Annotated in this window: 10 protein-coding genes; all 10 read left to right on the forward strand. The window is 29.2% G+C overall.

Annotated elements, in window-relative coordinates; genetic code table 11:
• Positions 1-581 precede the first annotated feature (581 nt).
• The 10 genes from ABNT14_RS07355 (at position 582) to ABNT14_RS07400 (ending at position 14209) form a co-directional block, all read left to right on the forward strand.
• Positions 582-1043 carry a DUF6934 family protein gene (locus tag ABNT14_RS07355; protein ID WP_101907171.1) on the forward strand — a complete coding sequence of 154 codons (462 nt, stop codon included), beginning with the start codon at positions 582-584 and terminating at the stop codon, positions 1041-1043.
• The gene (locus tag ABNT14_RS07360; protein WP_180947638.1) at positions 1033-1188 is read left to right on the forward strand and encodes a hypothetical protein; all 156 of its coding nucleotides are present in this window, start codon (positions 1033-1035) and stop codon (positions 1186-1188) included. The genes ABNT14_RS07355 and ABNT14_RS07360 overlap by 11 nt, the downstream gene beginning before the upstream one ends.
• 1164 nt (positions 1189-2352) lie before the next feature.
• Positions 2353-3357, forward strand: a complete 1005-nt coding sequence (locus ABNT14_RS07365) for an IS30 family transposase (RefSeq protein WP_101903695.1) — start codon at positions 2353-2355, stop codon at positions 3355-3357.
• A gap of 76 nt (positions 3358-3433) precedes the next feature.
• A complete protein-coding gene (locus ABNT14_RS07370) occupies positions 3434-4588 on the forward strand; it encodes a hypothetical protein (protein ID WP_348719366.1) in 1155 nt (384 codons plus the stop codon).
• Between the two features lie 1184 nt (positions 4589-5772).
• Positions 5773-6642: a hypothetical protein gene (locus tag ABNT14_RS07375; RefSeq protein WP_101902754.1), complete on the forward strand. Its 870-nt coding sequence runs from the start codon at positions 5773-5775 to the stop codon at positions 6640-6642.
• Between the two features lie 602 nt (positions 6643-7244).
• On the forward strand, positions 7245-8108 hold the full coding sequence (locus ABNT14_RS07380; RefSeq protein ID WP_101903698.1) for a GIY-YIG nuclease family protein: 864 nt from the start codon (positions 7245-7247) through the stop codon (positions 8106-8108).
• A 1104-nt stretch (positions 8109-9212) separates the two neighbouring features.
• A complete protein-coding gene (locus ABNT14_RS07385) occupies positions 9213-10145 on the forward strand; it encodes a hypothetical protein (protein WP_101902715.1) in 933 nt (310 codons plus the stop codon).
• A gap of 627 nt (positions 10146-10772) precedes the next feature.
• A complete protein-coding gene (locus ABNT14_RS07390; protein WP_145993575.1) occupies positions 10773-10961 on the forward strand; it encodes a hypothetical protein in 189 nt (62 codons plus the stop codon).
• 330 nt (positions 10962-11291) lie between these two features.
• Positions 11292-11933, forward strand: coding sequence for a hypothetical protein (locus ABNT14_RS07395; RefSeq protein WP_145993574.1), 642 nt, complete (start codon positions 11292-11294; stop codon positions 11931-11933).
• Positions 11934-14062: 2129 nt separating this feature from the next.
• Positions 14063-14209: a hypothetical protein gene (locus ABNT14_RS07400; RefSeq protein WP_348719363.1), complete on the forward strand. Its 147-nt coding sequence runs from the start codon at positions 14063-14065 to the stop codon at positions 14207-14209.
• The last annotated feature ends 25 nt before the right edge of the window (positions 14210-14234 follow it).

Here is a 14234-nt window from a genome sequence, read left to right on the forward strand (position 1 = left end):
ATTAATGGCGGAATTTCAGCCTGAAATTCCTAATTAGTGATTTATCTTTTCTAGAAATTAATATTGAATAATATTGCGCTGGAAAAATTGAAAATGACTACTACTCTATTTTTAGAAAGTAAACCCTAAAAAAGAGAAAAACAGAATTGAACGCTGAAAAATAAAGCGTGAATAAATAAGCGGAAATTAATTAGGGCGGAGTTTTAAGCTCAAACGTGAAAAAAGGCAGAATTGAACGCTGAAAATAAAGCGTGAATAAATAGGTGGAAATTAATTAAGGCGGAGTTTTAAGTAGAAACGTAAAAAAAAGAAAGAGAAATAAAACGGAAAAATTGAAAATTAAGAAATGAGAAATTTAGTTAGAAAATCACTAATTACAACAACATATATAATTTATTGCTAGTGCTTATCTACTTACGAAAATCCTTAGGGGATTTTCTATTCCGTTTTTATTTACTAAATTAGTTGCTCGAAATACGCAACAAACCATATATAAAACCGTTGTAGCCAATTAAAAACTGAACTTAACAATTAAAGTCCTGAAAATATTTCATAATTTTGTTTATAATTAAACTATTAATATGAATAATCCTAAATATCAATACAAATCTGAGAATAAATACCAACATTTTGAATTTATTAGTGAGGGTAAAAAAGGATTAATTAGAAAAATGGTTGAATATACCTTCACCGGACAAGAAAATGTATATAACTTGGGATTTGGAGATTATGATGATAAAACTAAATCTATAAATGATTTATCTGTAACCAATAACGGAGATAGTTTGAAAGTTTTAGCTACCGTAGCATCAACAGTATATGCTTTTACTGAACAAAACCCAAATGCTTGGATTTTTGCAACAGGTAGTACAAAAGTAAGAACTCGACTTTATAGAATGGGAATAACTAACAATTTGGCTGAAATACAGAAAGATTTTAAAGTTTTTGGTCTAACAATTGAAAAGGATGAATGGGAAGAGTTTATCGTTGGAGAAGATTACAGTGCTTTTTTATTAACTAATATTGAAAATTATGGCAACTAAAATTGATAAATTAAATACGTCGAAAGTACCTATTATAGTATTTGATAAGAAATTAGAAGAATTACAAGACAGAGTTCTATTTCCTAAAAAATTAGAGAAAGCAAAAAAAATACTTGCGAAAGTAGGTTTACCAAAAAAGAAGTAACTGGCTACAACATTGTATAAACAAAATAGCGAGTTAAGTGCCTTAACTCAACCTTTTTGTATATTTACAGAATTAGTACTTAATTCGAATTTTCGGCTTTTTTATTCGCTACTTCGTTTATACGTTATCGTTAACCTGCATTAAGCCAAATTACACGGAATATTAACGTAATTAAGCGTTTTCGAAAAGTAAAATCCTGACAAAGATTACGTGAATCTGTTTGTAATGAAAATAGCCGACTTTCTAGCTCGTTTGCGCAGTAGAAACGGAATCGTAAAACAGCAGATTTTGAAAAATATTACGTAAGATTTTGCTTATAATTCCGAAATAAAACCGCAGACTTTTTAGCTCGTTTACGCAATCGAAAATAAAAATGAAAAAATGTTCGGAATATCCCCGATTTTAGATTTTTTCACGTAAGTTTATATGAAAATTTAGACAAGTTAAACGCCCAATAAAAACGCTGAAAAATATGTGATTTTATAACGGTATTTTAATTAAAAAAGAAAAAACGCACGTTAACAAAGTGTATGAGCGCATATTTTCCTGGCGGAAAAATACGCCACATACACATGGCGTTAGCTTTCATTAACAAAAAAAATGCGTGAAATTGGAAAAATAAAGCGTTTTCCTAAAGTAGAATCCTGATAAATATTACGCAATTAGAAATGGAATTTTAACGCAGAAGATTTTGAAAAATATTACGTAAGAATCTGTCCGCAATTATGAAATAGAAACGGCAGACTTTAGCCTGTTTATGCAATCGGAAATGAAAAACTGTGGGATTCTGACAAATATTACGCAAGAATCTGTCTGTAATTCTGAAATGAAAATGGCGGACTTTTAGCCTGTTTACGAAATTAGGAATGAAAATTTAGACAAGTTAAACACCGAATAAAAACGCTGAAAAATATGTGGTTTTATATCGGTATTTTAATTGTAAATAAGGAAAAATAAACGAAAAGCTAACAAAATATATAATTTATTGCTAGTGCTCGCCTACCTACGAAAATCCTTAGGGGATTTTCTATTTCGTTTTTATTTACTAAATTAGTTGCTCGAAAAACACAACAAACCATATATAAACCGTTGTGGTGCATTTCAGACGAACATCGCTCCATTCAATAACTTAACGCAACAAATCTAAAATTATAGATTTGTAAAATGAAAATAAAAAAGCATAGACGTTTAACTCTAAAAGAAAGAGTTATTATTCAGACTCTTTTAAATGAAAAAAAGTCTAAATCTTATATCGCTAAAACATTAAAAAGAGCACGTTCAACAATCTTTAGAGAAGTCTCTAAATGGGTACAAAATAAAGAAGATAAATATGATGCTGAATTAGCACATTGGAACGCTAAAGATGATTATGCGAACAAAAGAAACCTTGATAAAATAAGCACCTATTCCCTACTCAAGTTTTTTGTTTATAAAGGACTTTTATCTAACTGGACTCCTGAACAAATTTCTGGAAGACTCAAAGAGATATATCCAAACAACCCAATAATGTCTATTTCACATGAAGCTATCTATAGACACATTTACACCAGACCACAAGCTAGTTTAAATAAAAAACTAATCAAACTTCTAGTTCGTAAAAAAACAAGACGCAGACCTCATAAAAAAAGACGTGGTGGTGGTTCTAAAATAAGCAATCAAGTTAGTATTGACAACAGACCTAAGCATATTGAACTTAGAGATGAAGTTGGACATTGGGAAGGCGACTTAATCATTGGAAAAAACCATAAAAGTGCTATCGGAACAATTGTTGAACGCAAAACAAGGTTCACTTTAATCATTAAACTAAAATCGAAAAAAGCCATGGAAGTTGCCAATCAATTTAGTGAAATATTCACTAAATTAAATCCTATTTATAAAAAATCAATGACATATGACAACGGAATTGAAATGGCAAGGCATCAAAAAATAACGCAAAAAACAGGTATGAAAATTTACTTTGCACATCCATATTCTTCCTGGGAAAGAGGCACCAATGAAAACACAAATGGACTCATTAGAAGGTATCTGCCTAAGGGTACTAATTTTAATGAAATTAGCGAAAATCAACTACAAATTATTCAACAAAAATTAAACAATAGACCTCGGAAAATTATCGGGTACAAAACGCCTAAAGAAATGATGGATATTGAAATAAAAAACATAGCTTAGTAGCATCAAAAATTAACAACGCTTTGTTGCGTTAGAACATTGAATCCAAGATCGAAACTAACAAGAAAATTGACAAATGACAGAATCGGAATTACTTTATTATTATCCATATTCTATTGACAAAAAAAATAATTACAGAAATTTTGCCAACGATAATGACGGGTTTTTAAGACAGTTCATTCCAAACTATGATAGTACAGAAACAAACCGACACGAATTTATTAAAAAACACACGAATTTCACAGAGTTAGAAATAATTGAAATTGACTATAAGTATGGGGAATTTTCTAGATGGTTAGATTGGTACAAAAACGGTAAACATATTTTCGCATTCACAAAAGAATTACTAGAAATGCTTAAAAAAACCGATGTTAGTGAAATAACAGCCGATAAATTTCATCCACCTTACGATAGGTTTTATCTTTCCTTAAAACCATTGAATTTAAAAATAACAAAAGATAGTAAAGAAGTTATAGAAGGTGTTTACATTGACCACCAAATATGGAATGGAAACGGAGAAACCTATGACGGTTATTGTGAATTAGGATTGACTTTTACTGGAGAGTTTAAGAAAATCTATTTTGAGTATGTACAAAAAGTTAATAGTCAACTTCCATATAATATAGATGGTGTTGAAAAGTATGATATTTCACCATTAGGCGATTTTTGGAATGTTTGGCTATGGTTTGACCCTAAACAAAACAAGTTAACTGTCAAAAATTCCGTAGATGATTATCTAAAAGAACTAAAAAAGGAGATTTTCCCACTTAAAAATTCTAAAAGAGAAGTTACAGATGCAGAATTAGATTTTTATAATTCTACTAAACAATTATTTGAGAATACAATTAATCTCATAATAAACTGCATACTATACCTATCTCAACCGACTGAAAAAGTTGACATAAAGAATAATTTTCCAAAAGGTTTACCACATAATTTTGACCGCAAAAGAACATTTGCCAAAACTAAACGTGAAAATTCTAAACTTGACAAAAAAATTGAGAGTTTAGGATTTTCAAAAATTTCTTTTGTAGGACAATCTTTTAAGCATAAAAACAAAGAACTTTTCGGAAATTATACTGTTGAACCACATTGGAGACGAGGACATTGGAGAAACCAAAAATATGGTAATGGTCTGAGTGAAAAAAAACTGATTTGGATATTACCAACTATTGTAAACAAACAAAAAGGAGAACCAAAGAAAGGTCAAGTTTATGAAGTAAATGAATAAAAAACGACACCACAACACCGTATAAACTTTATTGCTGGTTTTAGCTCACTTGGGAAATTCCTCTGGAATTTCGCCGTTCGTACTTTATTTACTAAATTCACTGCTTAAACAACGCAACAAAGCTTATACAAAAACGTTAACCTGCATTAAGCCAAATTACACGGAATATTAACGTAATTAAGCGTTTTCGAAAAGTAAAATTCTGACAAAGATTACGTGAATCTGTTTGTAATGAAAATAGCCGACTTTCTAGCTCGTTTACGCAGTAGAAACGGAATCGTAAAACAGCAGATTTTGAAAAATATTACGTAAGATTTTGCTTATAATTCCGAAATGAAAATGGCGGACTTTTTAGCTCGTTTACGCAATAGAAAATAAAAATGAAAAAATGTTCGGAATATTCCCAATTTTAGATTTTTTAGCGTAAGTTTATATCAAAATTTAGACAAGTTAAACGCCGAATAAAAACGCTGAAAAATATGTGATTTTATAACGGTATTTTAATTAAAAAAGAAAAAACGCACGTTAACAAAGTGTATGAGCGCATATTTTCCTAGCGGAAAAATACGCCACATACACATGGCGTTAGCAATAATTAAACCCAAAAATGAGAAAAAATATGTTTGAAAAATTTGAAAATATAAAATCTGTACTTTATAAAATTGTATTTATGATTTTATTTTTTGTTCTTGCAAAATCTTGCGTTTCGGGATGGACGAAAATAAAATCTTAGGTACCTCAAAAGTCGGGGACCTCTATAGTTATATAAGAAAGAAAAGAGGTCCCCGACTTTTTAACCCTATTCTTGGGCTATTTTAAGGCTTTTTCTCAAGATTTAAAATCAGCATGCCTGTAAAGGGCATTTTAAACCCTTTTAAGGGACTTTAACTTCTCTCTAGTATAGTAACTCATTTTGAGAACTTTTAAACGTTTTGAGAGAGGTTTTTGTAAAAACCAAAAAAGCGAGTTCGGGATATTACAAAGAATATATTAAAGTATTAAAGGAGGAAAAGAGGAATTTGAAATAACAAACTATTGCTAACACCATATAAAATTAATTGCTGGTTTTAGCCTATTTACGAAAGTTCTCGCAGACTTTCTATCTGTGATTTATTTACTAACTTTAGTGCTTAAAATACGCAACTAATCTTATACAAACCGTTAGGCACAATTAAAAAAAAAAAATGGAAAACTTATTCTTTTCTGTATATAAAAAACTAGAAGAAGAATTTATTGAATTAAGTTACTCAATTTATATAAATGAAAATCAATTAAAAACATTTTCAATACGTCTAGCTGATTTAATTCTAAGAACTTGTTCAGAATGTGAAAATATTGCTTTAGAATTATGTAAAATTGAAAATATAGAATTTAGAGATAAAAATGATAAAATTAGAACATTTGTCAAGTTTAAAGAATATATAGATGAACTTGATAAATTGTATAATTTAAAACGGAAAGAAGTCAATTTTGATTTTGAAAACTGCGATAAAAGAACTTTTGATTCTAGTTTTTTATCCCCATTTAGAATTGATAGTTTTAAAGATGGTGATAAAGATATAAATAATTGGAAATGGTATTTTGCTTATAATAAGATAAAGCATGACAGAAATAAATATTTTCATTATGCGAATATTGAGAATTTAATTCATTCATTAGGTGCTTTATATATTTTAAATCACTATTTAAGAAATGATAAATATTATTCAAAAAACCTAAATGATAAAGAAGATATAATTTATAAAATTAATCAACTATCTAAATTATTTTCTGTTCATGCAATCCCTGATGTTCAAAATGAGAATCAAAATTTAGAATTTCCAAATCCTTATTTATTTGCTGAATTATTGAAACCAAGTTCGATTTATTTAATAAAATTCGATAAAGAACTAGAAACAGAAAGAGATGAAATGAAAAAATTTTTTGATCAAATGAAAGATTGTGAATATCATGAAGATCAAAATGGCGAAATGATTAAAAAATATCCAGATTTAAAAATAATAGATTATAAAACCAATTGTGAATTATTAATTGAAGTTAATAAAGAATATTAAAAAAAAGTGCCTAACAACGTATATAATTCATTGCTAGTACTCGCCTACTTACGAAAATCCTTAGGGGATTTTCTATTCCGCTTTTATTTACTATATTTAATGCTTGAAACACGCAACAAACCATATACAAAAACGTTAACCTGCATTAAGCCAAGTTACACGGAATATTAACGTAATTAAGCGTTTTCGAAAAGTAAAATCCTGACAAAGATTACGTGAATCTGTTTGTAATGAAAACAGCGGACTTTCTAGCTCGTTTACGCAATAGAAACGGAATCGTAAAACAGCAGATTTTAAAAAATATCACGTAAGAATTTGTCTATAATTCCGAAATGAAAATGGCGGACTTTTTAGCTCGTTTACGCAATAGAAAATAAAAATGAAAAAATGTTCGGAATATTCCCGATTTTAGATTTTTTAGCGTAAGTTTATATGAAAATTTAGACAAGTTAAACACCGAATAAAAATGCTGAAAAATATGTGATTTTATAACGGTATTTTAATTAAAAAAGAAAAAACGCACGTTAACAAAGTGTATGAGCGCATATTTTCCTGGCGGAAAAATACGCAACATACACTAGGCGTTGCCAACAATACCGAAAATGACCGCAAAAGAATGGAAATACTGTCAAAATAATTCTGATTTAATTTTAATTTCAGGCTTAACCGAACTGAAAAAAAGCAAACGGAAAAACTTTGAATCTGACTTTGAAAATGGATATGGAAATTATCTAATTTCGGACAAAAAGAATCTATGGAATTATACAGGAGAATCGAAAAGTTTATCTAAAAGATTAAAACAACATTCAAGAGAAAAAACTTCAACGTTTTTTAAGAATTACTTGAAATCTGAAAAACAAAAAAGGGATTCAAAAAAACTTTTGAATATTTCGGATTTTGAAATTAGGACAATAAACACAGAAATTGGCAGAAAAGAATTAGAAGAGTTTGGAATTGTAAATATTCCAACCAACTTAAATAAATTCCAACTTGGAAAAAGAAATTTATTTAAAGAAAAGACAAACAGAAAATTATGGTTTGAGATTCAATCGAACAAAAGCCAAATTATTGAACAAGGAGAAAAAGAATTAAAAAAAGCTAAAGCATACAATTGGTTTTCTGCTCAAATAGAATCAAGTGCAGGACTTTATTGGGTTGAACATAAAACAAAAGGATTAATTTATATTGGAGAAAGTTCTGATATAAATAAAAGATACCAAACTCATTCTGTAAGAACATATTTCTCTGCTTTGAGAAGAAATTTAGGAGAAACGATTTTAGGATTTAAGTTACAAACAATAAATGGTAGGAAAAGATATTTTTCAGATATTGAGGACAAAAAAATAACTGAATTTCTAAAAAATTGTTCAATTAAAACTCTACCTATTTCATTTGGTAGATTTGAATTAGAAGAGTATTTAATTAGAAAAAACAGTTCAATATTAAACCGAAAAGATAACAAATGAAAAAAGTACTGGTGGCAACACCATATATAATTTATTGCTAATACTTATCTACTTACGAAAATCCTTAGGGGATTTTCTATTCCGTTTTTATTTAATATATTTAGAACTTGAAATACGCAACAAACCATATATAAAAACGTTGTAATTAATGGCGGAATTTCAGCCTGAAATTCCTAATTAGTGATTTATCTTTTCTAGAAATTAATATTGAATAATATTACGCTGGAAAAATTGAAAATGACTGCTACTCTATTTTTAGAAAGTAAATCCTAAAAAAGAGAAAAAAACAGAATTAAACTCTGAAAAGTGAAGCGTGAATAAATCGGTGGAAATTAATTAAAACGGAGTTTTAAGCAGAAACGTGAAAAAAGCAGAAGTTAACGCTGAAAATAAAGCGTGAATAAATAGGCGGAAATTAATTAAAGTGGAGTTTTAAGTAGAAACGTAAAAAAAAGAAAGAGAAATAAAACGGAAAATTGAAAATTAAGAAATGAGAAATTTAGTTAGAAAATCACTAATTACAACAACATATATAATTTATTGCTAGTGCTTATCTACTTACGAAAATCCTTAGGGATTTTCTATTCCGTTTTTATTTACTAAATTAGTTGCTTCAAACACGCAACAAACCATATATAAAACCGTTAACCTGCATTAAGCCAAATTACACGGAATATTAACGAAATTAAGCGTTTTCGAAAAGTAAAATCCTGACAAAGATTACGTGAATCTGTTTGTAATGAAAATAGCGGACTTTCTAGCTCGTTTGCGCAATAGAAACGGAATCGTAAAACAGTAGGTTTTGACAAATATCACGTAAGATTTTGCTTATAATTCCGAAATGAAAATGGCGGACTTTTTAGCTCGTTTACGCAATAGAAAATAAAAATGAAAAAATGTTCGGAATATTCCCGATTTTAGATTTTTTAGCGTAAGTTTATATCAAAATTTAGACAAGTTAAACGCCGAATAAAAACGCTGAAAAATGTGTGATTTTATAACGGTATTTTAATTAAAAAAGAAAAAACGCACGTTAACAAAGTGTATGAGCGCATATTTTCCTGGCGGAAAAATACGCCACATACACTAGGCGTTGTGCAACATATGAGAGAACTAACACAAATTGAAATTAATGAATTTAATTTATTGCTTAATACTTGCAATCAAATTTCAATGCGTGGAATAGATGAACAATGGGAAAAATGGATTTTAAGAAATTTACCTAAATATTTACCATTATTCACACATTTAGTTGCCTTTTATGATTTTAAGAAGTTAGAACGAATAACTGTAAATAAGAGGATTTTAGGAACTAACAAAAGAATAAGAAATATTGATTTTCTAAAATATCCGCCAGCGGAAAAAGTAAACAGATATGGAAGATGCAACTTAAAAAAGGAAAGTATTTTTTATGGAGCACCGATGATTACAACAGCATTATCTGAAATGCGTCCAAAAGTTGGAGAGTTAGTGACAAAGTCAATTTGGAAAGTAAAAGAAAAACATACTTTTAAAATCTGTCCAATATTCCATATTCAACCTACAAATGGAACAATGAATCCACATAGTTTTGAAATGGAACAAAGTTTTTACGAAGATGTCAATAAGAACTTTAAAGGAAAAACAAAAGAAGCAGTTATTAATTTGACAAAATTTATAGCCTTTCATTTTAGTAAAAATGTTAATCCAGATAATGATAGAGATTATATTTTTAGTGCATTTTTTGCTAACAAACTTCTGAACGAACTTGACGGAGGAACAATAGAAGGAATTTTATATCCAAGCGTAAAAGAAAAACTATCATTTGAAAATGTGGCTTTGAAAGCAGATGTATTTGATAAATACTTTGAAATAGATGAAGTTTCAGAATCAATAGTAGTGAAAGACCCAAGTGATGGTGGAGGCGGATTATTACAATATGGTTTAAGTCATTGTAAAGATTTTAATAACAAAGAAATTTTGTGGAGCACCGAAATAAATCAACCGAAAGAAAGAATGGATTTTTACAATAAAGAATTTGAATTAGACCTGACATAAAAAATACGTTGCACAACACCGTATATAATTTATTGCTGGCTTCTCGCTTACTTACGAAAGTCCTCGCGGACTTTCTTGGTCGGTAATTATTTACTAAATTAGTTGCTTAAACCACGCAACAAACCATATACAAACACATTAACCTGCATTAAGCCAAATTACACGGAATATTAACGGAATTAAGCGTTTTCGAAAAGTAAAATCCTGACAAAGATTACGTGAATCTGTTTGTAATGAAAATAGCCGACTTTCTAGCTCGTTTTCGCAATAGAAACGGAATCGTAAAACAGCAGATTTTGAAAAATATTACGTAAGATTTTGCTTATAATTCCGAAATAAAACCGTAGACTTTTTAGCTCGTTTACGCAATCGAAAATAAAAATGAAAAAATGTTCGGAATATTCCCGATTTTAGATTTTTTAGCGTAAGTTTATATGAAAATTTAGACAAGTTAAACACAGAATAAAAATGCTGAAAAATATGTGATTTTATAACGGTATTTTAATTAAAAAAGAAAAAACGCACGTTAACAAAGTGTATGAGCGCATATTTTCCTGGCGGAAAAATACGCCACATACACATGGCGTTGGCATTCATTAACATAAACTACTAAAAAAATAAATACATATGAATAAAATTGCATCAATAATATTCGGAATAATTGCTTTAGGAAACGTAATCTATAGTTTTTGGAAATATTCAGATTCAACAGAATTTTTTGGATATGAAATCAACGTCTGGATTTATAGACTTTTTTGGAGTTTAATTACTATTAAAATGTTTTACGATGGACTTAACAAAAAGAAAGTGAATTAAAACAATTACGGAATTTAAGCAAATTTGTAAAAATCAAATTGAAAGCGAAATTTAGCAAGTTGAGGAATTACTCACTCAAACGAAATTGAACAAGTTTGCAGAATAAGTCGCTTACCGAATTCGCTAAAACGTTTGAAAAAATATAAACGGAATTAACCCGAATAATTAAAAGTCTGAATAAAAACAACGAAATGCCAACACCGTATAAAATTAATTGCTGGTTTTTGCCAATTTACGAAAGTCCTTCCGGACTTTCTATTTGTGATTTATTTGCTAACTTTAGTGCTTAAAACACGCAACTAATCTTACACAAAAACGTTACCAAAAATTATGAAAATCATACTGCAAACAATAATGCTTCTGATTACGATTACAACTTTTTCACAAGAAAAATTAATCGGAAAATATTGTTCGATTCCAATTGGTGAATCAGATGTAACGTGTATTGATTTTAAAGAAAATAATCGATTTGATTATTTCGTTTCTGGATGTTTAGGAGTTTCGGCAATTGGTAGTGGAAAATTTGAATTGAAAGACGAAAAACTAAACTTGGTTTTTGACAAAGCTGAACAGGTTTCAAAAAGTGAAATTAAAATAACGGAATCTAAAGCGAAATCTGAAAAAGAAATTAAAGTTAAATTTAAAGTTAAAGACGAAAATGGAATTGAAATTCCAGCTAATGTCATACGAACATCTGACCGCAAACACTTCTTCTTTGATGAACTAAACAAAGTTTTTTTAGTCGATAAAAATAGCCCAAAAGCAAACTACAAAATTGAATTTATTGGTTATGAAACACTTGAATTGGAAATTGACAACAGTTATGATAAAATAATTGAAATTGATTTATTTCCTGCTCAAGCAAAAGTCATTTCTGATAAGGAAATTTCTTGGAAATGGGAAAAAGTGAATGATAATGAATTTAAAACTGGAACAAACTTTTGGGACAGATTTAAAAAAGTAAAAAAATAACTTTTGGTAACACCGTGTATAATTAATGGCTAGTTCAAGCCTACTTACGAAAATCCTCGCGGATTTTCTATTCGGTTTTTATTTGCTAAATTAGTTGCATAAAACACGCCTCTAATCATACACAAAACCGTTAACCTGCATTAAGCCAAATTACACGGAATATTAACGTAATTAAGCGTTTTCGAAAAGTAAAATTCTGACAAAGATTACGTGAATCTGTTTGTAATGAAAATAGCCGACTTTCTAGCTCGTTTACGCAGTAGAAACGGAATCGTAAAACAGCAGATTTTGAAAAATATTACGTAAGATTTTGCTTATAATTCCGAAATGAAAATGGCGGACTTTTTAGCTCGTTTACGCAATAGAAAATAAAAATGAAAAAATGTTCGGAATATTCCCAATTTTAGATTTTTTAGCGTAAGTTTATATCAAAATTTAGACAAGTTAAACGCCGAATAAAAACGCTGAAAAATATGTGATTTTATAACGATATTTTAATTAAAAAAGAAAAAAACGCACGTTAACAAAGTGTATGAGCGCATATTTTCCTGGCGGAAAAATACGCCACATACACATGGCGTTAGCTTTCATTAACAAAAAATACGCAAAAATTGAAAAAATAAAGCGGTTTAAAAAAGTAGAATCCTGATAAATATTACGCAATTAGAAATGGAATCGTAAAGCTGTAAATTTTGACAAATATTACGCAAGAATTTGTTTGTAATTATGAAATGAAAACGGCGGACTTTTAGCCTGTTTATGCAATCGGAAATGAAAAACTATAGGATTCTGACAAATATTACGCAAGAATCCGTCTGTAATTCTGAAATGGAAACAGCGGACTTTTAGCCTATTTATGCAATCGGAAATGAAAATTTAGACAAGTTAAACACTGAATAAAAACGCTGAAAATATGTGATTTTATAACAGTATTTTAATTGTAAAAAAATAACGAAAAGCTAACAAAGTATATAAAAAATGCTTAATTTCGTCATAACACAAAAGTCAGTGCCGTTTTGCTACATCTGATTTTCCTGCGGAAAATCCTCGTACACAAAACAGCACTTTTCATATACAAACCGTTAGCTTTCATTAACAAAAAATACGCAAAAATTGAAAAAATAAAGCGGTTTAAAAAAGTAGAATCCTGATAAATATTACGCAATTAGAAATGGAATTTTAACGCAGAATATTTTGAAAAATATTACGTAAGAATCTGTCCGCAATTATGAAATAGAAACGGCAGACTTTAGCCTGTTTATGCAATCGGAAATGAAAAACTGTGGGATTCTGACAAATATTACGCAAGAATCTGTCTGTAATTCTGAAATGAAAATGGCGGACTTTTAGCCTGTTTGCGAAATTAGGAATGAAAATTTAGACAAGTTAAACGCCGAATAAAAACGCTGAAAATATGTGATTTTATAACAGTATTTTAATTGTAAAAAAAATTAACGAAAAGCTAACAACGTATATAAAAAATGCTTAATTTAGTCATAATACAAAAGTCAGTGCCGTTTTGCTACATCTGATTTTCCTGCGGAAAATCCTCGTACACAAAACAGCACTTTTCATATACTAACCGTTAACCTGCATTAAGCCAAATTACACGGAATATTAACGTAATTAAGCGTTTTCGAAAAGTAAAATCCTGACAAAGATTACGTGAATCTGTTTGTAATGAAAACAGCGGACTTTCTAGCTCGTTTGCGCAATAGAAACGGAATCGTAAAACAGCAGATTTTAAAAAATATTACGTAAGATTTTGCTTATAATTCCGAAAATAAAACCGTAGATTTTTTAGCTCGTTTACGCAATCGAAAATAAAAATGAAAAAATGTTCGGAATATCCCCGATGTTAGATTTTTTAGCGTAAATTTATATGAAAATTTAGACAAGTTAAACGCCGAATAAAAACGCTGAAAAATGTGTGATTTTATAACGGTATTTTAATTAAAAAAGAAAAAACGCACGTTAACAAAGTGTATGAGCGCATATTTTCCTGGCGGAAAAATACGCCACATACACTAGGCGTTAACCTGCATTAAGCCAAATTACACGAAATATTAACGTAATTAAACATTTTCGAAAAGTAAAATTCTGACAAAGATTACGTGAATCTGTTTGTAATGAAAACAGCGGATTTCCTAGCTTATTTGCGCAATCAAAACGGAATTGTAAAACAGCAGATTTTGAAAAATATCACGCAAGAATTTGTCTATAATTCCGAAATGAAAATGGCGGACTTTTTAGCTCGTTTACGCAATCGAAAATAAAAATGAAAAAATGTTCTGAATATTC

The organism is Tenacibaculum dicentrarchi (assembly GCF_964036635.1).
Lineage (GTDB): Bacteria > Bacteroidota > Bacteroidia > Flavobacteriales > Flavobacteriaceae > Polaribacter > Polaribacter dicentrarchi.

Coding starts and splice junctions, on each gene's coding strand:
- ABNT14_RS07365 (WP_101903695.1), top strand. CDS start 2,353: ATGAAAATAAAAAAGCATAGACGTTTAACTCTAAAAGAAAGAGTTATT.
- ABNT14_RS07385 (WP_101902715.1), top strand. CDS start 9,213: ATGAGAGAACTAACACAAATTGAAATTAATGAATTTAATTTATTGCTT.
- ABNT14_RS07395 (WP_145993574.1), top strand. CDS start 11,292: ATGAAAATCATACTGCAAACAATAATGCTTCTGATTACGATTACAACT.
- ABNT14_RS07370 (WP_348719366.1), top strand. CDS start 3,434: ATGACAGAATCGGAATTACTTTATTATTATCCATATTCTATTGACAAA.
- ABNT14_RS07380 (WP_101903698.1), top strand. CDS start 7,245: ATGACCGCAAAAGAATGGAAATACTGTCAAAATAATTCTGATTTAATT.
- ABNT14_RS07400 (WP_348719363.1), top strand. CDS start 14,063: ATGAAAACAGCGGATTTCCTAGCTTATTTGCGCAATCAAAACGGAATT.
- ABNT14_RS07360 (WP_180947638.1), top strand. CDS start 1,033: ATGGCAACTAAAATTGATAAATTAAATACGTCGAAAGTACCTATTATA.
- ABNT14_RS07375 (WP_101902754.1), top strand. CDS start 5,773: ATGGAAAACTTATTCTTTTCTGTATATAAAAAACTAGAAGAAGAATTT.
- ABNT14_RS07390 (WP_145993575.1), top strand. CDS start 10,773: ATGAATAAAATTGCATCAATAATATTCGGAATAATTGCTTTAGGAAAC.
- ABNT14_RS07355 (WP_101907171.1), top strand. CDS start 582: ATGAATAATCCTAAATATCAATACAAATCTGAGAATAAATACCAACAT.